The organism is Flavobacteriales bacterium (assembly GCA_025210295.1).
In the GTDB taxonomy this organism is placed as follows: domain Bacteria; phylum Bacteroidota; class Bacteroidia; order Flavobacteriales_D; family Parvicellaceae; genus S010-51.
Window position 1 is genome coordinate 71,308 of sequence record JAOASC010000040.1, and the last position, 22,163, is coordinate 93,470.

Sequence of the window (22,163 nt, forward strand, 5' to 3'; positions counted from 1 at the left end):
ATAAAATAATTGATGTTGTTAGTGCCAATGATAGATAATTTGTACAACAAAATAGGTTAATTTTAAGAAGTGCTTTTCAATCTGTTTTACTTTTCGTTTATTAAAGGTGAAAAATAGAAGCTGTCTTTTTATTGTTTTAACTCGCTACAGGTGATGTTAAAAGGATTACCTTCTTATTGCAGTAGAGAGCTGAAAAGTAGTGTTTATATACCTAATGCTAGCGTGGCAAATCCTACCACTAAAGCAACAATAAAACCTGCTAATGTAATAATGATAGCATCTTTTTTGTTTTCAGCCAGAAGCGGGAAAATTCCATCTCCACTAGTAGCTATAGCTGCAGCAATTAAAGCAGCTATAGGAAAATCAGGAATGGTAATGTAGGTAACAGCAACTGCAATCATTCCCCCACAACCAGGAGTTGCTCCGATTAAAGCGGCGATGATAACGACTACAAATGTTGATGATTTCATCCAAGATTCGAAAGCTTCAGCTCCTACCAATACATCAATAATAAAGTTAAAAGTAATTAATCCTAGAAAGACATAGGTCACAACTAATGTAATGTCAACAACTGAATCAATTAAAGTAGTTTTAATGCTTTCATTACTTCCAAAATTACAACACTCTTTTAAGACAAGTTTATTCACTAAATAGTAAATAATGCTAATTACAGTAAGCGCTATTGTTGCTCCAACAGTTAAATCAGCTATGGCTTCAATTTCTCCACCCCATAAAGCCATGATCGATCCAGGAGCTAAGAAGATGGCTAAGGCTAAAATGATATAAAGACCAAATTGTTCAATGAATTTATGGGCTAACGTTGTATTTTCAGAGAAGTCACATTGCTCATTATTTTCTTCTTTTAGCGAGTAGTTATTGGCTACTCTAAATCCAAAGGCATCCACTACATAGCCTAAAACAACTCCAACAATAAATCCAACGATATTAACAATCATAAATGCAGTTAAGTTGGCAGCTACATTGGCTTCATCAGAAGCCCCTAATAAAACAAATGACCCCTCCCCAAGCGTTGTGATGAAAGTCGCAAAAAGTCCTCCAAACGAGAGTTTATTGTTTTTGTACATTGACGAAGCTACTATTGTACCTCCACAACCAGGGATTAGCCCCAGTAAACCTCCAATAATAGGCTGTGCCCATTTTGGCCCAATTTGAGCACTTTCTTTTATTTTTTTACCTGAATAATGTGTGATTAACGTTACTCCAATGATAGAGATAGAAACATAACCTCCAATAACCCCTGCGGCCTCAAGATTCTCTACAATAAATTCCCACAAATTAAAATCCATACTTTAATTTTCTAGCTATAATTCTATACGTTTTCTTTATTCTTATTTTGAATAAATCCAAATAGCGGCCAAAGTTGCAATTTAATTCTCTATTATGCAATACCTTTTTTAAGGTATCTGTACTTTGAATTAAGTTTCTAAAAACAAAAAGCAACCTTTTTTTGTTTAACCGTCTTTATTTTATGTTAAAAATTACTGCTATTAGTTAATAGATATTTCCAATTAATTAAGGAGTATTTTAATAGATTTACAGAGGTAGAAAATAAATGTATGAATCGGGGGATTAAAGCTTTGTTTATTGTGCTTTTGATGTTGCTCTATGGATATAGAGTTCAAGTGATGGCGCAATGTAGTATCCCGTCTCTAATTCCTAATCATAATTTTGAAAGCAAAGTGAGTTGCCCTACAGCATCAGGGCAAATTACTGCAGCTACTGCTTGGCAGGAAACCTCAAACTTTAGTGCTGAATACTATAATTGTGGGTTTACCAATATCGCATCTACGTACAATGCTCCTCCAACACCAAGTGCTGGAACAGGTTATATTGGTTTAGCCAATCAATCTACAGGTAATAAACAATATGCGAGTGCTTGTTTGTCTAGCGGTCTAATAGCTGGGCTATCTTATACTTATCAATTTGATATTGCTGCTGCAAATGGAAGTTCATCAAGTTTGTTTAATGGAGCAACAAGTGATCTATCCTATACGATGGTTCTTTACGGAAATACGGCTTGTCCTGTACCAGCTTATCCGTCTAATTCCTGTCCTAGTCCCGCTGACGGTTGGCAGGTCTTAACTACAGTAACTATTACTGTTTCTGCCAGTGAATGGACAACCCATAGTATAGAGTTTGTGCCTTCTGCTAATATTCAGAGTATAGCAATTGGGCCAGATTGTAATACCGCTTCCAATACTACTGGATTATGTAGTGGAGGTTTATGTTACAACTATTACTATTTGGATAATCTTATTTTGAATTTAACCAACCTTTATCCTACAGTCGAAGCTGGACAAGATTTGACGAATGACTGTACAACACCAACCAATACTTTAACTGCTAATGTTTCCGGAGGAACACCAAACTTTAATTACGAATGGGCGCCTACTACTGGATTAGACAATCCACTTAGTCAAACTCCTGTTGCTAATCCTACAGCAACAACAGATTATATTGTAACAATAAGTGACGCTAATGGATGTGAAGATAAAGATACGATTAGGGTGATTGTTGATAAAACCCCTCCTAATGCCAGTGCTGGTCCTGATAAAACAATTAATTGTACTAATCCTACCATTACATTAGCAGCATCTGGGGGAGGAACATACTCTTGGTCTCCTGCAATTGGCTTAAATAGCACAAGTATAGCCTCACCGTCTTCATCGGCTACAGCAACTACAAATTATACGGTAACAGTAATAGGAGATAACGGATGTGTGAATACTGATGAAGTTTTGGTTACAGTAGATAAAGATTTACCCAACGCACAGACTGGACCAGATATTACTACCAGTTGTAACGTGCCAGATGCCCAACTTTCAGCTTCTGGTGGAGGGACTTACAGTTGGTCTCCTAATATTGCGCTAACAAATTCAACTATCGCAAACCCAATAGCTCGACCAGCAACTACTACCACTTATACGGTGACGGTAACAGCTCCTAATGGTTGTGAATCTACAGCAAGTACAACCGTAACAATTAATACCCCTACACCTTTAGCTTTACCCGGAAATGATATTAAAAGATGTGGAGTCAATACTGTAACTTTTGCACCAGATTTGTCGACTCAATTGCCCATTGATACTTATTTATGGACAGCTGCCAATAATAATCCCTCAACAGTTTCATTTGTTGATGCTACTGATCCAAATACAGCAGTCAATAATTTGGTAGAAGGTACTTATCAATTTTATTATACAGTAGCTAATAATATTTGTCCAGCTGTTACCGATTCACTATTGGTCTTTATATACGACCCACCGTTTGCTGATGCAGGTCAGGATGATAGTTTGTGCCAGCTTTACAGTACAATACTCAATGCTAACATTCCTCAGGGAACTTCTTCGGGGACATGGTCGCTGCAGAGTAATTATCCCAATCCTAACCCCGGAGCTGTAGTTTTTTCAGATGTTAATAATCCTAATGCTACGGTTTCAGGATTAAGTGAAGGGGTTTATCATTTGATTTGGACAGTTCGTAATGGTGTCTGTCCCGCTGCGAGAGATACTGTCGAAATAAGTGTTTTTGATGAGCCAATTGCAGTAGCAGGAGTAAATGATAGTTTGTGTGGTTTATATAGTGTAAACTTAAACGCTTCCCCTGCTTTAGGTACTTCTACAGGAGTATGGACTGCGGCTCAAAATAACCCGAGTATGGCAATTTTTTCAAATGATATTTCTCCTTTTTCAACGATTTCTGGTTTAGTTGAGGGAACTTACACTTTTCAATGGACAGTTAGCAATGGGAGTTGTACTTCGGCTGTTGATACAGTATATATTAGTGTTTTTGATACTCCTGTCGCAGTAGCAGGAACTCCTTTAAGTATTTGCGGAGAAGATACCTTAAACCTTGACACTTTATTCTTTCTCAATGCTAATGATCCAGTTGGAACAGCCTCAGGAATTTGGTCTGTTTCTCAGTATTTTAATAACCCATCTATACCTGTTTTTATTGATGATACTAGCCATGTTACAGGAGTTACTAACCTGTTAGAAGGAGCTTATCGTTTGGTTTGGAAAGTAAGTAATGGTAATTGTACCCCAGCTTATGATTCTGTAGAAATTCTTGCGCTTGATAAACCTAGGGCAGTTGTTGGTGATGATCAAAGTTGGTGTGCAATTTATGCCACTGATCTGGAAGCAAGGACAGTGGTTGGGAATGCAGTAGGAGAGTGGTCAATCCCAACTAATTGGAATAATCCCTCTACAGTAACTATTGACGATGTATTGGATGCAAATAGTCAAGTTTCAGGATTAATAGAAGGAGTTTATAAATTGGTATGGACTGTCAGCAATGGAAATTGTGATCCTGCAACAGATACTTTAACAATTAATATTTATGACCAGCCAGTAGCAGATGCAGGTTCAGATATTGAATTATGTGCGATATACAATACCTCTTTAAATGCTGTAGATCCAATTGGAACCTCTTCTGGAGTTTGGTCGCAAGATATCAGTTATAATGGTAATACTTTAGTGAGTTTTGATGACGATACCTTGAACACAACGAATTCTCAAAATTATATTGAGGGAACATATCAATTGATTTGGACAGTAAGTAATGGTGTTTGTAATGTCGATAAAGATTCAGTTTTGGTGACTATTTATGATATGCCAATAGCTGATGCAGGCTTTGATCAATATAACTGTGATGTTGATACCGTTGAATTCAGCGGTCAAGGAAATGTAGGAACAGCTATTGGAGAGTGGATGTTGTCCCCTTTATATCCCTATCCAAGTATTCCAACATTTAGAGATCATAGTAATGGTAATACATTGGGAGATAACTTTATTGTAGGTGATTATATGGTTTTATGGGTAGTAGAAAATGGAGTATGTCCATCAGATACTGATACCGTTTTTATTCACAATATGGAGCGACCAGTTGCAATTGCAAATTATGAAGAGCAGCAATGTGACAATAAATGCTTTGAAGTGGTCAGTCTATCTACTGCACCAGAAGGAGATGGGGTCTTGATGCATTGGATAATTGATCAACAAGATTATTATGATAGTGTTCCCGAAATTTGTATAACTACAGCTGGAGAATACGAAGTGAAATTAGAGGTTACAGCTTCTAATGGCTGTGTGGATAGCCTAATTGATGCTCCTTTAATTATAGTGAATCCATCTCCTTTTGCTGACTTTGAGGTATTACATGAAACAGACTCAATATTAGAATTACAACGATTGGATATTGAAAATTTAGCATCTGCCGATGTAGAAAGTTATACTTATTCTATGGGAAATGGAGACACAATTGAAGAACCCGATTTTCTTTATTTTTATCATGATTTTGGTCGCTATAACGTCACCCAATGGGTAGAAAATCAATATGGATGTAGAGATTCTGTAGCAATTGAGCTTGATGTAAAACTAAGAAGATCTGTTTTCGTTCCTAATACATTTACGCCTAATAATGATGGTTTAAATGATATTTTTAAACCCGAAACTAGAGGGCTTTCAGAAGAATTTTATGAGTTTACAATTTATAATCGCTGGGGAACATTAATTTTTACTTCAACTTCTCCTTCGATTGGATGGGATGGAACTTATAAAGGAGAGACCGTAGAAGATGATGGCTATATTTGGAAGTTGAAATATGCTAAAGAAGATGGTATTGAAATACATCAAGAACAAGGACATGTAATGATTTATAAATATTCAAGAAGATAAATGAAAATCAATTGGATTATATATTGTTTGGTCGGGGCTTTGATATTAATTGGGGGAGAAGCTTATACACAATGTAATGCTGATGCAGGAAACGATACCGTTGTAGATTGTAATAATCCTTCAGTAGTCTTAAATGGTTCAGGAGGTGTACTTTATTCTTGGTCGCCAGCTAATGGTTTAGATGACCCTAATATTGCTAATCCAACGGCTTCACCCAATAATACTACGACCTATACATTAACTGTTACTGGTGGAAATGGTTGTACACAGACCTCTGATGTAACAGTTACTGTTGATGATGCTACCCCAACTGCCGATGCAGGAAATGATGCAACCACAGATTGTTTAAATCAACCTTCTGTAACGTTAAATACATCAGGAGGTGTAGGTTATCTGTGGAGTCCGGCTACTGGGTTAGATGATCCAACTTCTGCTACACCTGTAGCCAATCCGAATGTAACAACGACCTATACAGTGACGGTTTCGGGAGCAAATGGATGTACTGATACAGATGATGTTACAATAACTGTTAATAAAGATTTGCCTGCTGTAAATGCAGGAAATGATACTGTTATCGATTGTAATGTAACAGCGATAACCTTAAATGGTTCTGGTGCGGGTACTTATTCTTGGTCGCCAATTATAGGGTTATCTGATCCTAATATTTCCAATCCGGTGGCAACCCCTTCATCAACAACGATATATACCTTGTCTGTTACTGGAGCCAATGGGTGTGTGGCTACTGATGCCCTAACCTTAACAGTAGACAATCAACCCCCTTCTGTTAGTGCTGGAGCTGATGTTACAATTGACTGTAATACCCCGTCAACTACCCTAAATGCTCAAGGTGGGAATAGTTATGTTTGGAGTCCTTCAACAGGACTTAATGACGCTTCTATTGCAGCTCCTAATGCTATGCCAGCAGTGACCACAACATATACAGTTGAAGTAACAGCATCAAATGGATGTAACGCAAATGATCAAGTCATTGTAACAGTAGATAAAGATCCACCCCCAGCTAATGCGGGACCTGATTTTGGAACTACCTGCGCCTCATTAAATGCACAGCTTTCTGCTTCTGGCGGAATTGCCTATTCTTGGAGTCCTACTACAGCTTTGAGCAATCCTAATATTGCGAATCCATTGGCTGCTCCTCCAACTACAACAACATATACCGTAACGGTTACAGGAGCAAATGGGTGTACAGCTACAGATAATACCATTGTAACATTAAATGATATTACACCAACATCTAATGCAGGAATTGATCAAGAATTATGTGGCGTTTATTCAACAGTTTTGGCTCCTGATGTTTCTAATAACCTCAATACAGATTATTTTACTTGGGGAGCAGATCCGTTAAACCCTACGGCTGTAACATTTTCTAACTTAAATGACCCTAATGCGACTTTAGGAAATTTACAGGAAGGTATTTATACTATTTATTGGACGGTCTCTAATAATGTGTGTCCTCCAGTTCAAGATACTTTATTGGTGAAAGTATATGATCCTCCAATAGCAAATGCTGGTGTGGATGACAGTGTTTGTGCAGCAAATAATGTCAATCTAACAGCAAGTCCAGCCATTGGTTTATCTGAGGGGGAATGGAGTTTACAAAACGATTTTCCTAACCCTAATCCTACTGCAGTAGTTTTTGCTGACAGTTCTATTAATACGACTAATGTTTCAGGATTAGTAGAAGGAGTATATCATTTTATTTGGACAGTGAGTAATGGAAATTGCATAGCCGACAAAGATACTGTTGAAATATCGGTATTTAATCAACCGACTTCCAATGCAGGTGAGGATATCCATTTATGTCATTTATATACAGCTGATTTAGATGCTGTTCCTACAGTTGGTACCGCTCAAGGGTTCTGGTATTTAGATCCCGTGTTTATGAATCCTGGTGCTGTAGTATTCGCAGATAGTTCATTGCCATCTAGTAATTTGAGTGGATTACAAGAAGGTGTGTATCAAGTTATATGGGAAGCGTATAATGGAAATTGTCCTGTTGCCAGAGATTCGGTACAAATTCATGTGTATGATCAGCCTGTTTCAAATGCTGGGGCAGCGTTGAGTGTTTGTGGAGTAGATTCTTTAAATACAGATACCTTACTATTTTTGAATGCTGATTTTCCTGTGGGAACTTCTACAGGTGTTTGGTCATTAGATGCTAATTTTTCAAATCCGTCTCAAGCTATATTTATTGACAGTACTAGTCCAATATCAAGTATGACTAATTTGTTGGAGGGTGTTTATCAATTCGTATGGACTGTTGCCAATGGAACTTGCGTTGATGCAACTGATATTATTCAGGTTACTGCTTATGATAGTCCTTATGCTAATGGCGGAATAAACCAAGATTTATGTGGTCAATATGAGGTAGAAATGACTGCTTTTTCACCTATTGGAACTTCAACAGGGTTATGGAGTCCTGATTTGAATTTTAATAACCCTTCATTGATTAGTTTTGATAATCCAACAAATCCAAACTCCAATTCAACAGGTTATATTGAAGGAGAATATCAATTAATATGGACGGTTTCTAATAGTAATTGTGCTCCTAAAGATGACACCATTCGAATTGTTATTTATGATCCTCCAATAGCAGATGCAGGTAGTGATATAGAGGTTTGTGATACATCAGTGGTAGCTTTTCAGGCAGTTGATCCAATAGGTTGGGCATCAGGAGTATGGAGTGAAGATACGAATTTTGGAAATCTTACTGATATAATCTTATTAGATGATACTTTAAATACAACCCAAGGTTCAGGATATGTAGAAGGAACGTATCAATTTGTTTGGACTGTAACAAATGGAGTCTGTGCTGATGATAAAGATACAATGCAAGTTATCATGTATAATATGCCTGTTTCAGTGGCTGGTGAAGACCAGTATCTATGTGATGTAGATACCATTCAGTTTAGTGGAGGAGGAGATGTGGGGACAGCAATTGGATATTGGATGATAGATTCAATGTATACTTATTCTAGTGTACCATCGTTTAGAGATAGTAGCAATGCTAATACAATGGCAGATGATTTTATTGTCGGCGATTATCCTTTAATTTTTGTTGTAGAAAATGGTGTATGCCCAATAAGTTATGATACCGTTTTAATTGTTAATAAGCCCAAACCTGTAGCTGGGTGGGAATTCCCTACAGAAGTTTGTGATAATAAATGTTTTGATTTAATTAGTCTATCAACAGCTCCTACAGGGGAGACGATAACAGTTGAGTGGGAATTAGGAGATGCGTTTTATCAAGACAGTAATTCATTAGCTTGTTTATATGAAACAGGAGAAGAAGATATTAAGTTAGTTGTTACTGCATCAAATGGATGTCAAGATAGTTTAGAGGCTATAGATACCATTAGGGTAAATCCTTCACCTACAGCTAATTTTGACTTAAGTTTTTATGCAGATTCATTATTAGAGTTGCAACGTTTAGATGTTACCAATCTGGCCTCACAAGATGTTTTAAGTTTTCAATATGCTATGGGCAATGGAGATACTCTATATGATGAAGATTTTATCTACTTCTATGAAACGTATGGGCTTTATGAAATTACCCAATGGGTAGAAAATCAATATGGGTGTAGAGACTCTATTAGTCATGGACAACAAGTAGGAAAGCGACGTGCAATTTATGTGCCTAATTCTTTCACCCCCAATGGAGACGGAGTGAATGATTACTTTGGCCCAATATCTAGAGATTTGTCACCAGACTTTTATGAGTTTACCATTTCGAATCGTTTGGGTAAAGTATTCTATAGCAGCAATACTATTGATGAAAAATGGGATGGACGAATAGATGGGAAATTAGTTCAAGATGGAACATTTATTTGGTCTTTAACTTATTTATTTGAGGGAGAAATAGAAGTTCGAACTAAAGAAGGGCATGTCGTCATTTTAAAATAATTAGGGATATTTTTAATACTAAATTGTACCTTTTTTAGTTAAATAGGTATTATAACTATATGAAATATAGGGAAGGTTACCTTTTCTCATTTTACACATATATAGTTAAAACCTTAATATTATGAAAGTACTTTTATTCTTGATCATTTCAATTTCTTCCTTTCCTTTATGTGTAAATCTTCTAGATGTAAAAAATCAAACGGTTCATCACTTAATCCCTCAAAAAAAAGAAAAGCAATTAACCCAAGAAAAGGATTCGGTTACAATCGCACTCGATTTGTCTAACCAAAACCTTGAGTTTATTCCTAATGAATTATTGAATTATGTAGCTTTGGAAACTATTAATTTGAGTCAGAATCAGCAACTAAAAATTGAACAATCATTCTATCGTTTAGCTCAAATAAAAACATTGAGGGCCATGAATTTAAGTAGTTGTCAATTGGCATATATTCCATTTTCGATTAATGAAATTAGAGGACTAGAAGTCTTAGATTTAAGTAATAACTATTTATTCGAAATACCAGATATGATGCATAAAATGCAGCATTTAAAACATGTAGATTTAAGCCAAAATGATTTAAAAGAATTAGGTTATGCACCGAGTTTATGGAGAAATTTAGAGACCATTAATTTAAAAGGGAATCCTCGATTAGATATGGAAAATGCTTTTCGTGGACTATCATATTTAACTCAATTGAAAAGGGTTGAGGTCAGTAATTTACGTGAAATTCCAGAAAATACGATACGATTAGATGTAGAAGAACTTGTTTTTGAAGCATGCAGTTTTAAGGAAAGTACAGTGAAATTTCCAGAAAATAGTAAAATAAAGGCTGTTGTTTTTGATGATTGTAAAAAAACAAAATTTAATAAAGTGTTGCCTGCTATTGCTACGAATAAGAAATTAGAAGAATTAAAGTTAATTAATAACAATTTAAAACGCTTAGTAATAGATTCTATTCAGTTTCCTAACTTAAAGTTATTAGATCTAAGTGGAAATGCTATTGATCCAAAAGATTTAGAAAGGCTCAAAAAACAATTTCCAAATTGTAAAATAGAAGATGGAAGAGAGGAAAACAAAAGTGTAATTCCAGAAAAAAGGATTATAAGTCCTCCTATTCAACAAGCTTTGATAACTCCAAAAGAGTTTGAGGTAGTACCTAATCAACCACAAAGGTTAACAACTTCAAACTCTAGACTAACAATACCCCAAAATGCATTTTTAGATGAAGCTGGAAAGGTCATTACAACACCAGTTAAAATTGCTTACAAGGAAATTTTAAATCCAGTGGATCAAATTTTAAGTGGAATTCCAATGGAGTATGATAGTGCAGGTACTACCTATAACTTTGAATCGGCTGGAATGATAGAATTTAGAGCTGAATCTGAAGGAAAAGAAGTGTTTCCTAATCCTAATGCTTTAATCAATGTAGAATTAGACTCTAAATTTACAGATGCTAATTATAGTTTTTACTCAATTGATGATGAAACAGGAAAGTGGGATTATCTTCAACCAGCAATACAAAAAGAAGAAGTAACCAATGCTACGGCGCCCAAACTAAATAAGGAAATTAGCGCATTAAAGCCTGAACTAACACTCCCACAGTTAAGGCATCATATTGTTAAAAATCGGAGGGGAAGAAAAACCTATTACGTTAAAGTATATCAAAATTACATTGCAGGTGGATATTATGAAAGTCTTCAATTCTTGAATAAGTCAAAACTAATAGTTGATTATAAAAAAGCAAGAGTATTAAGAAGAACCCTAAAAAAGTACCATAAAGAAAATAGAAATTATTTAGGTGTTCATGATGGTGAATTAGTTCAGGAAAATCTTTGTTTTGGATATGATTTTACGATTAATAAAGAGCAAGATGTCTTTGATTTAACGATACACTATATAGACAGTTCGTTAACTGTTCCTTGTAGGTTGTCCTCTAAAAGCAATAAGAATTCGGAGCAAAAACAGTATTTAAAATTTTGGAAAAGGTATAACAAAATCATGAAAGAAGAGCGCGGAGAGCAAGCAACAAAACTCAAAAAATATACCTCAGAAATGAATACCTATGAAAGTAGGCTCCAAGTTTATCAAGATGAAATGCGTAATTACCGTGGAGCTTTAACTTATACCAAAACCTATACTGTAGGATTAACCGGATTTGGAATCTTTAATTGGGATCGATTACCAAGAGCTAGTATTAACATAACTCAAAAGAAGAAGCGAAATAGAGTAAAAGTAATGTTGAAAAATGTAGGAAAAGCACTGTTTGTTCCTGTAGTACTTTATATTTTAGATAAGAAAAACAACACTTATATAAAAGAGAGAGATGTGAATCATCTGACTTATGATGAGGGAAGAAAATATTCATTATTATTGATGGATGCTGAGGAAAATATCGTCATAGTAAATCATAAAGCATTTGCAGATGGCGTTAAAAATATGCAAGACTTTACAGTTGAATTTGAACCAGAATTTATTGCTAAAGATGATGTAAAAAGAGCAGACCTACTAAAAAAGCTGATGTGATGAAAAAAATGCTGCTCATCTTGTTGCTTCCTATAACAGTTTGGACGCAATCTCGAAGTTTTAAAACATTTTCAGAAACGTATGTCGCTAAAGAGAATAGCTATTTCACAGCTTATGATTGGCAATCTTTTTTTGAGTCAGGAGTAGCTCTAAATGAACTGGATATTGAAAATATAGATCAGGAATTATTGAGCGCAACCGTCTTTTTTACGTTTAATAAAATCAGGGCGAAGAAAAGAAGAGCTCCTTTAGTGATGAATGAAGCATTGTATCAAGCAGTACAAACTTATGGAAGTTATTACCGTTCAGGGAGTTTTAAGCATCGAGATGGTAATATCAGAAAGGCAAAAAAATGTGTGAAGTATGTAGCGATGGATAAAGGTTATCATGGAGCATTTCAAAAGGTATATATTAAACAAGCTCAAGCGATTAATAAGAAACGAAGAGCTGTTTATCATCATGATAAAAAAGCAGAGGATGGAACAGGTTATTATTATGGAGGAAAACCTAAAGCTAAAGATTCTTTAAGAGCGTTAAAACCAATATTACCATATACTTATGAGGAGTTTGCAGAAGAGGTGGTGAAAAGGTGGTTTAGAGGGAATAATGCCAAGTTCAGTAAGGGAAAAGCCTTTACTGAGGGGGCTTGTTATGTTTATATCCATTATAAAAATGTTAACAAACGATATCTTCCTTATGCTAGAGTATTATTTGTAGTAGGAGGAAGAAGAATGTTATTAATGCCTGAAGATTAATGAAAATTATTCCATCTCACTAAATTCAATTATCTTTATAAGCAGTAGCAAGCGATAAAACTTGCATGCATTAAGTCAATACGAATAATTATGATTACCTTAAAAGATAACCAAATTACGATTCAAAGAGTTGAAGGAGAAATTCCAGAAGTAAAAGCAGAGAATGAGAATGATTTATTCTTTGGTATAGGCTATTGTCATGCTTATGATAGAGGGATTCAGATGATGGTGATGAAAACATTGGGAGCTGGACGAGCTGCTGAATTGTTAAAAGGTAGTCCTGAAATGATAGAAATTGATCGTTTTTTTAGATCAACAGGATGGCAATATAATATCCAGTCAGAAGTAGAAAAATTTTCTGCTGAAGAACTTGAGAAACTACAAGCATATTGCGATGGCGCTAATGAATGTTTTCGAAAAAGAAAACCTTGGGAATTATCAATATTATTAGGGTTTAAAGACTTTGAATGGACGATTGGAGATATGGTGTTATTGAGTCGAATGATAGGTTATTTAACTTTAGCACAAGCTCAAGGTGAAATAGAACATTTGTTTATAGAATTAGTTCAAAAAGGAATATCCAAAGAATTATTAAATGAACTTTTTCCTGAGATTTTAGGTGATTATGATGAGGAGTTATTGAAGAAAATACAGTTGGTCGATAATATTATCCCAGAAGCAGTAAAACAGAGTAAAATAGTTGACCCTATGATGGCTTCCAATAATTGGGTAATTAGTGGAGAAAAATCTGCTTCAGGAGAACCGCTATTGGTGAATGACCCCCATTTAGAGATTAACCGATTACCGTCAGTTTGGTATGAAGTTCGACTCAACAATAAAGGAAACTATTCTCATGGAATGACAATGCCTGGAATTTGTGGATTGTTAATTGGTGCCAATGGTCATTTAGCCTGGGGAACCACTTATGCTTTTATGGATGCTATTGATTCTTGGGTAGAACAGTGTAAGGACGAATCCTATTTAAAAGATGGGGAGTGGATTCCGTTTAAGAAAAGGGAAGAGGTTATTAAAGTAAAAGGAAAAAAAGCTCAAAAAGTTACGTTCTACGAAAATGAACATGGGGTGCTCCAAGGAGAACCTACTAAAGAAGGGTATTATTTGTCATCGCGTTGGAGTGGTCAAGATGGTGGAGCGACTTCGATTAAGAATGGCTTATTGATGTTTTCAAGAGCTTCAGTGGAAGAAGGAATGGAATGTTTAGGGCAATTTGAAATGGCATTTAATTGGGTTTTGGCCGATAAAACAGGAAATATTGGTTATCAAATGTCAGGGTTACTTCCCAAGAGAAAAGCGGGAGTCTCAGATTTTGTACCATTAATTGGTTGGGATTCAACTTATGATTGGAAAGGCTATTATCCACATACAGATTTACCTAGCGAATTGAATCCAGAAAATGGAGTTATTGCTACAGCAAATGAAAAAATAACCACTTCAGGAAAGGTTCCAACACAAACGATAGCCATGGGAGATTATCGTTCCAAGAGAATCAAACAATTGCTGTCAGAAAAGGAAAAACTGGGGGTTGAAGACATGAAAGAAATGCATTATGATGTGTATTCGATTCAAGCTGAAAAGTTTATGCATACTATTCGCCCGTTGTTACCTGACACCCCTAGTGGGATTTGTTTAAGAGATTGGGATTTGTGTTATGATATAGATTCAGAGGGAGCGTTTTTATTCGAACAGGTTTACAGAAGTTTATACGCGGTTGTTTTTGGTCCAGTAATAGGAAAAACTACACAACAATTTTTACAAAATGAAACCGGAGTGTTTGTAGATTTTTATGAAAATTTTGATAAAGTTTTGCTCAAGGAATCTTCAGCATGGTTTGGAGAAAAGACAAAGCAAGCAATATATGAAGAAGCTATTCGGATAGGTCTAGAGGGAGAGGTCAAAAAATGGGGAGAAGTCAATCAGTTTTCGCTTAAAAATATTCTTTTAGGAGAAGCATTACCTCAGTTTTTAGGATTTAACAAAGGACCATTCGCTTTGCCTGGAGGAAGAGCGACGATATTGCAAGGGCAAGTATACAGAGCCAATAATAGAAATACCACCTTTGCTCCATCTTGTAGAATGATTGTTGATTTTGGAGAGGAAACGATCTATACCAATTATTCTGGAGGAGTCTCAGATAGAAGATTTTCAAAGAATTATAACAACGATTTTCAAAATTGGGACAACAAAATTTATCGTAAATACAGTTTAGCAAAACCAACTTAGTTAAGATAGATGATGGTAATCTTTGCTTCTATTTCATGAATTTCAATTATCTTTATAGCTTCTAAAAATTGAAACAGAAGAATAGAAGGGAATGTCGGATATAATAAAGTTATTGCCAGATAATGTAGCCAATCAAATTGCGGCGGGAGAAGTGGTACAAAGACCATCATCGGCTGTAAAAGAATTGTTAGAAAATGCAATAGATGCTGGTTCAACAAAAATTGATTTAATTATAAAAGATGCTGGTAAAACTTTAATCCAAGTAGTGGATAATGGAGGAGGCATGTCAGAAACAGATGCAAGAATGTGTTTTGAGCGTCATGCCACTTCAAAAATTACTTCTTCGGATGATTTATTTGCGTTGAGGACAAAAGGGTTTAGAGGAGAAGCGCTAGCTTCTATAGCAGCAATAGCACAAGTTGAACTACAGACTAAAACAGAAGAAAGTGATTTAGGAACACATATTGTAATCGAAGGAAGTACAGTAAAGAGTCAAGAGCCTGCGGCTTGTCCAACTGGAACAAAGTTTACGGTAAAGAATTTATTTTTTAATGTTCCTGCACGTCGAAATTTCTTGAAGTCCAACCCTGTTGAGACCAAACACATTGTCGATGAATTTGAACGTGTAGCTTTAACGCATCCTGATATTCATTTCACGATGCACCACAACGAAAATGAGGTGTTCAATTTACCTCCTACAACATTACGCCAACGTATAGTAAATGTGTTTGGTAAAAAAATGAATGAAAGAATTGTCCCTATTGAGCAGGAAACAACAGTGGTGAATATATCAGGGTATGTGATTAAACCCGAATATGCCAAAAGAACCAGGGGAGAGCAATTCTTTTTTGTAAATGATCGTTTTATCAAAAGCACGTATTTAAATCACGCAGTAAAGTCGGCTTATTCGAATTTAATAAGTAGTGAACAATACCCATCGTATTTTATCTATTTAGAGGTTTCACCTGATTTCATCGATATTAATATTCATCCAACTAAAACAGAAATTAAGTTTGAAGATGAACGAACGGTGTATGCCATTTTAAACTCAGCAATCAAAAACTCTCTAGGGAAATATAATATAGCCCCTACGTTGGACTTTGACCAAGAGACTTCATTCAATGTCGCGCCATTAAAAGAAGGGCAAGAAATTAAAATGCCTACCATTCAGGTTGATACGACTTATAACCCATTTGAAACATCTGATAAAAGTGAGACAAAAAGCACTTCAACATCTAGTTTTAAAATGCCAAAAGCGACAGCTTTTGAGCAAGATGAAGTCGATGCCAATCTAGATTTTTTAGCGTCGATTCAAGAAACGTCAACAAATGTTAAAAATGCTGACATTTTTACCGAATCTGAAACTGTGGAACAAAATTGGTCGGAAGAAACTACAGTTGAGACCAAGCAAAAGTTTTATCAACTGCACAACAAATATATTCTGACTCAAGTGCGTTCTGGGCTGTTAATGATCGATCAGCAAAGAGCTCACCAAAGAGTTTTATTTGAGCAGTTTTTAAATAAAATGGAGGAACGAAATATTGAAACTCAAAAATTGCTTTTTCCTCAACAAGTAGAATTAAATGCAAGTGATTTTGCATTGATTAGTGAATTGTTAGATGAATTAAATAATGTTGGGTTTGAAATTTCAGTTTTTGGACAAAATACATTGGTAATTAATGGTTTACCTGTAGGTGTTTCGGATAGTGAGGCTGAACGTTTAATTGAGCGTTTACTAGAAGAATTAAAACACAATACCAATAATACAGGAACCAATTATCAACAGAAAATGGCAATGATTATGGCCAATAGTTCGTGTATAAAAATGGGAAGAAGTATGGAACATGAAGAGATGGAGCACCTGTTTAATGAATTGTTTGCGTGTCAATCACCAAACTTTAGCCCATCTGGAAAACCAATCATTGTGAAGTTTGAAGAAGATGAACTCGACCAACGTTTTGAAAGAAAGAGATAATGTTAGATCAAATTTTTAGAAATATGACACCTGTCGTTAAGAACTTATTGATTCTTAACGTCTTGTTTTTTCTGGCACAGTTTGCCTTGCCAGCAGTAATGCATCAAATGGCGCTTTATCCAATTGGGACAGATAATTTTAGGCCTTGGCAGTTGGCAACGCATTTTTTTATGCACAGTACCAGTTCTTTTTTTCATATTTTATTTAACATGTTTGCTGTAGTGATGTTTGGTTCGCATTTAGAACGTGTATGGGGATCACAAAAGTTTTTATTCTACTATTTTTCTACAGCGTTAGGAGCGGCTTTATTGCATTCACTTGTAGTGTATTTAAGAATGGAAAGTTTGGCTGCTGAAATGAGTCCAGAGGCTGTAGACTACGTCGTTCAGAATGGTACTCAATTATGGGAGAGCCAGAGGAATTATTCTGATCCATCTATGGGGCAATTAAATGCAATGCGTAATGCTCCTGTTTTAGGTGCTTCAGGGGCTGTTTTTGGAATTTTGGTAGCATTTGGATATTTATTTCCAAATACTGAATTGATGTTGCTTTTTCCTCCAATTCCAATTAAGGCAAAATTTCTTGTTGTTGGTTATATTGCTTTAGAGTTGTATTTAGGATTTGCCAATAATCCGCAAGATAATATAGCTCACTTTGCACACCTAGGTGGAGCACTCATAGGTATTCTGCTAGTACTGTATTGGCAAAGAGATAAACGTAATTTTTATTAAGATGAGAGATGTTGTAGGAAATATAAAGGCTTTGTACAATAGAGGAGGGATGTTCTTAAAGTTGTTATATGTAAATGTGGCCATTTATGTTGTATTGAATATTTTTATAGGAGGATTGTTCCAGTTAGATCTTATTCATTGGTTTTCATTTGATTCCAACCTGTTGAGTAATATCAATAAACCGTGGAGCCTCTTTACCTATATGTTTATTCATGGAGGAACAAGACATATCTTGTTTAATATGTTGGTGCTCTTTTTTGTTGGGAGCATGTTTGAACATTACTTTGGCAAGAAAAAAGTTTTGAGTACCTATATTATAGGAGGATTGGCTGGAGCTGTCTTGTTTTTAATTACTCAAAATATATTTCCTTTATTGATTAATAGTGGACCCTCAACTTTATTAGGAGCCTCTGCTTCTGTAATGGCTATTTTTGTTGGTCTTGCTGCTTATAAACCTAATTTAGAAGTTGCGGTTTTTGGTGTATTTAATGTTAAACTGTACATCCTAGCTTTACTATATGTCGGGGTAGATTTATTGAGTGTAGGAAATTTAGACGGCGTGGCACACTTTGCGCATTTAGGTGGAGCAGCATGGGGATATTATATGGGAAGCCAGTTAAAAAATGGAAAAGATGTGAGTATGTGGTTTGATAAAGCCATTGGTAATTTATCAGGAATCTTTAAAAGAAAACCTAAGATGAAAGTTTCTTATTCCAATAATCCTAAGCCTCCTAGAGATGACTATGAGTACAATGCTAAAAAGCAATCAGATCAGCAAAAACTGGATGCTATTTTAGATAAAATAAAAGTTGGTGGATATGAAGCACTATCTAAAAAAGAGAAAGAGTTTTTAAATAATTTTTAAACTTGGAGTTGGTCAAAAAAATAGCTCATTATTTAATATACACTTTAAACATTATTGTTGTAATAGGGCTGTTGTCTGCTTATTTAGCAAGTTATGTATCTCCCAAAACAACGGTTCTCTTTGCCTACTTTGGCTTAGCATACCCTATATTTTTGATAGCGAATATCGGATTTGCTATTTATTGGGGGATTAACAGAAAGAAGAAAGCTTTACTCTCTCTTTTGGTCATTGCTTTAGGCTGGAATCAGTTTTTTCAGTTTTTTCAATTTCCTTTTGGTAGTCAAGATCTTTCGGAAGATTCAATTAAAGTGATGAGCTATAATGTTCGATTATTTGATTTGTATGATTGGACCAAAGAAAAGGATATTAAAAAGAAAATAATAGAGTTGGTAAAACAACAAAATCCAGATGTCGTATGTTTTCAGGAGTATTATATGAAAGGAGATGGGAAAGATTTAGCACAAAGTTTAAACTTGCCCTATATGAATCAATATTTTACTTCTCAAACAGTGAAGCAAGGGATAAATACAGGAATAGGGACAGCAATTTTTAGTCAATATCCAATTCTTAACCAAGGAGCCATCCTATTTGAAGGAGAAGCGGCTAATCATAGTACTTTTATCGATATTTTAAAAGGGCAAGATACCATCAGAATCTATAATGCTCATTTAGGTTCTATTCGTTTTGATTACGATGATTATACTTTTATAGCAGGAGAGCAACAAAAAGGATTGGAAGAAGATATAGCACCACTCAAAAAGGTCGCTATACGATTAGAAAAAGGGTTTCAAAAAAGAGTCGATCAAGTAGCTAAGTTAAAAGAACATGTAGAGACTTCTCCTTATCCTACCATTATCGCTTCTGATATGAATGACACGCCAATATCCTATACGTATCAACAATTTTCACAGGGATTAAAGGATTCATTTAATGAAAATGGAAGTTGGGTAGGAAGTACATATATAGGGAATATCCCTTTTTTAAGAATAGATTATCTATGGTATAATCAGTTGGTTGAAAACCATTCATTTTATACCATTAACAAAGTTTATTCAGATCATAGGCCTATTGTAGGTACATATTATATACCTACTAAATAGACCTTGATAGAAAGCGTATATCTTTTATTGATAATACTTAGCTGGAATTAGTCGTGTGGCATAGGCAAAAGAATCTTTGGTCCTTAAGTTTTTTTCTCTAAATCTAATAAAAGGTAAAATTCCATCAGACGGTAGCATATTGTTGGGTAATGGCGTATAGCTGTAGATGTAATTACTAGCAACCCTAATATCTGCGTCAGCTTCTTCTATACCAATTTCTTTTAATAATGTTGAATCTATAGTTAGATGAGGAGTACTTTGTGGCTGGTCTAAATCTTTATGAAGTTGTAACATCGTTTTGGAATACTTAGAGGGATCATGGATTGTTTGTTCTCTATAATCATTGAGTAATTTAGCTACTTTTTTCATTACCTCTATATTTCTAGCGTATTTTGGGTTTAACGAATAAACCAATAAATAAGAAGCAGGTGTAATTTCGTCTGTAATACTTTTCCAAAGTTGAGGGTCACATTGTACTACGGCTGTCAATAAAATTTCAGAAGATCTTATATTTTCTGCCCACTTAGATTTGCCAAATAATAATGGAGCTTTACCAACTGTATCTCTGATGATAGGACTATCTGGATTTTTACATTGTTCAAACCAAGGTTTTAATTTAGCTATTTTAGTAGGATTTGGTATAAATTTGGGGTCCAGTTCTGCATTCGTATAACGAAGTATATTAGCATTTTTTTCGAGTTCTTCAAGTTGTTGTTGTTTAGCAAGAAAACGTTGCTTAATCTCACTAACGTCAGTCCCTTGTGCTTCTAATTCAAGGATTTGTTCCCATGATAGGTTTTGCTCCCATTGTTGAGTTAGTTCTTGTATTCTATTCATTCCTGGAAATTTCATATATATGTTGTTTTTAGTTTAAGTTTATTAAAGCAGTATATAGTTGATTATACCGCCAAATGCGCCTAATAAGAAAATGAAGCCTATAAACCATCTGAATAATGTTCTACCAAACAAATTGTATGCAGCGCGTTGGTGATTGCTATTTGGATCAATAGCCCATTTTTTGTTTTTGATGACACCGATAAAAAAAGATAGAAATATTAGGCCTATAATTAAGTAACTATATTTTGGAGAAGAAAGAAGAAGCCTTTGTATGGATTCTAACATGTCACCGATATAATTCAAAAAATAATTCATAGTTTAATCAGGAAGAAGAGGGAAATTATTCTTCTCTTGGGCTTCATAAAATGTTTTCTTTGAAGCCAAAACTATGTGATTAAAAAGAATTAGAAAATAGTGAACCAATTTCCGATAGCTTTGAATAAATATGTGTATTTACTTTATGAAGTAAATGTAAGATTTGTACGTTATTTTTGATTCTGTATTTTTTTAGACAAAGAGGAATGAAACAAGCGCTTATCATCAACGTGAAAAGCTAATGTTGTGAAGTGCTTTTTAAGACCATATAACCCAACCAATGTTTGAGGAGATTTTAAATGAATGATGTAATTATAATTGGTAAGTTCACCTAAAGGAGAGAGTCTTCTTACTTGCTCATCAAAAACAATTGATTTTGAACTTTGCTCAAAGCTTTCGATTTGATCCAATGCAATTGTTGTTTCACTAAAAATACCATGTCTTAAATAAAGCTTTTCATCGGTAATAACGATAGGTCTTTTTCGCATAGAACGTAATATTCCAAATAATTGAAGAGCCGTGTAAATGCTTATAATCGTTAAAACCCAAGCAACAACACCATTCCATTTTTGAATGAGGTAGTGCAATATAGCAGTTTCTCCTAGTGCTAGAAAGATAAAGACTGCTAGGAGGGCTATCACGCTGCTATGTTTGTGGTAGGTAAATTCATTAGTTGCTAATTTTTGCTTTTTCCAATTGATAAAAGCATAGTAGATAACTGCTATTTCAGTAACTAAGAGCATCCCAATTCTTTTAGGGAGAATAGCTGCTGTTGAGGTTTTTAATGTCGTATAGAAATCTAGACTAATATCTTGATGATGAGCTTTATAAGCTTTTCTAATTTGTCTGATTTTATAGATGGTCAATGCTACAACTGAGATTTCTACAATAGGTACCACCCAATATTTAACCTGAAGTAATAAGTTCTGGTAGTCTTTGGGGATAATAAAGCTGGTAATTACAACGCCCAATATAAATAGCGGTACAACTGTAGTATTAGGAATTGCTTTTTTACGAATCAATAAAAAATAGAGGAGGGGAGCAGTGAATACTAAGTCCAATGTTATTCCTACAGCTAATTGTTCAGGATGTTTTAGAAAAAGAGTCGATTTAGCAAGTACAACCATGCCTGTAATGATCAACAATGGTAGTCCAAAAATATAGAGTAATTGGTAAGGATGAATGGTTTTATTCATAGCT

General features: G+C 35.0%; 12 protein-coding genes. 9 read left to right on the plus strand and 3 right to left on the minus strand.

Translation table 11 applies throughout. The features are described from left to right. Positions 1-203: 203 nt before the first annotated feature. The gene (locus N4A35_11745) at positions 204-1,307 is read right to left on the minus strand and encodes a putative manganese transporter (GenBank protein ID MCT4582083.1); all 1,104 of its coding nucleotides are present in this window, start codon (positions 1,305-1,307) and stop codon (positions 204-206) included. A gap of 270 nt (positions 1,308-1,577) precedes the next feature. On the opposite strand from N4A35_11745, the gene N4A35_11750 reads away from it, so the two are divergent. The 9 genes from N4A35_11750 (at position 1,578) to N4A35_11790 (ending at position 19,811) form a co-directional block, all read left to right on the plus strand. Next, complete coding sequence (locus tag N4A35_11750) at positions 1,578-5,699, plus strand: gliding motility-associated C-terminal domain-containing protein (protein ID MCT4582084.1); 4,122 nt, start codon at positions 1,578-1,580, stop codon at positions 5,697-5,699. Then, positions 5,700-9,620: a gliding motility-associated C-terminal domain-containing protein gene (locus N4A35_11755; GenBank protein ID MCT4582085.1), complete on the plus strand. Its 3,921-nt coding sequence runs from the start codon at positions 5,700-5,702 to the stop codon at positions 9,618-9,620. Between the two features lie 121 nt (positions 9,621-9,741). After that, positions 9,742-12,144 carry a leucine-rich repeat domain-containing protein gene (locus N4A35_11760; protein MCT4582086.1) on the plus strand — a complete coding sequence of 801 codons (2,403 nt, stop codon included), beginning with the start codon at positions 9,742-9,744 and terminating at the stop codon, positions 12,142-12,144. Beyond that, positions 12,144-12,899 carry a hypothetical protein gene (locus N4A35_11765; GenBank protein MCT4582087.1) on the plus strand — a complete coding sequence of 252 codons (756 nt, stop codon included), beginning with the start codon at positions 12,144-12,146 and terminating at the stop codon, positions 12,897-12,899. Before N4A35_11760 ends, N4A35_11765 begins: the two co-directional genes overlap by 1 nt. A gap of 90 nt (positions 12,900-12,989) precedes the next feature. Next, positions 12,990-15,140, plus strand: coding sequence for a penicillin acylase family protein (locus N4A35_11770; protein MCT4582088.1), 2,151 nt, complete (start codon positions 12,990-12,992; stop codon positions 15,138-15,140). Positions 15,141-15,231: 91 nt separating this feature from the next. Further along, entirely contained in the window at positions 15,232-17,115 is a 1,884-nt protein-coding gene (mutL, locus tag N4A35_11775; GenBank protein MCT4582089.1) for a DNA mismatch repair endonuclease MutL, read from the plus strand. Next, the gene (locus N4A35_11780) at positions 17,115-17,846 is read left to right on the plus strand and encodes a rhomboid family intramembrane serine protease (GenBank protein ID MCT4582090.1); all 732 of its coding nucleotides are present in this window, start codon (positions 17,115-17,117) and stop codon (positions 17,844-17,846) included. Before mutL ends, N4A35_11780 begins: the two co-directional genes overlap by 1 nt. A 1-nt stretch (position 17,847) precedes the next feature. Next, positions 17,848-18,711, plus strand: a complete 864-nt coding sequence (locus N4A35_11785; GenBank protein ID MCT4582091.1) for a rhomboid family intramembrane serine protease — start codon at positions 17,848-17,850, stop codon at positions 18,709-18,711. Between the two features lie 8 nt (positions 18,712-18,719). After that, the gene (locus N4A35_11790; GenBank protein MCT4582092.1) at positions 18,720-19,811 is read left to right on the plus strand and encodes an endonuclease/exonuclease/phosphatase family protein; all 1,092 of its coding nucleotides are present in this window, start codon (positions 18,720-18,722) and stop codon (positions 19,809-19,811) included. A 24-nt stretch (positions 19,812-19,835) separates the two neighbouring features. Here N4A35_11790 and N4A35_11795 read toward each other — a convergent pair whose 3' ends face one another. Further along, entirely contained in the window at positions 19,836-20,663 is an 828-nt protein-coding gene (locus N4A35_11795) for a hypothetical protein (GenBank protein MCT4582093.1), read from the minus strand. 470 nt (positions 20,664-21,133) lie between these two features. Next, the gene (locus N4A35_11800) at positions 21,134-22,159 is read right to left on the minus strand and encodes a hypothetical protein (GenBank protein MCT4582094.1); all 1,026 of its coding nucleotides are present in this window, start codon (positions 22,157-22,159) and stop codon (positions 21,134-21,136) included. Positions 22,160-22,163: the final 4 nt, after the last annotated feature.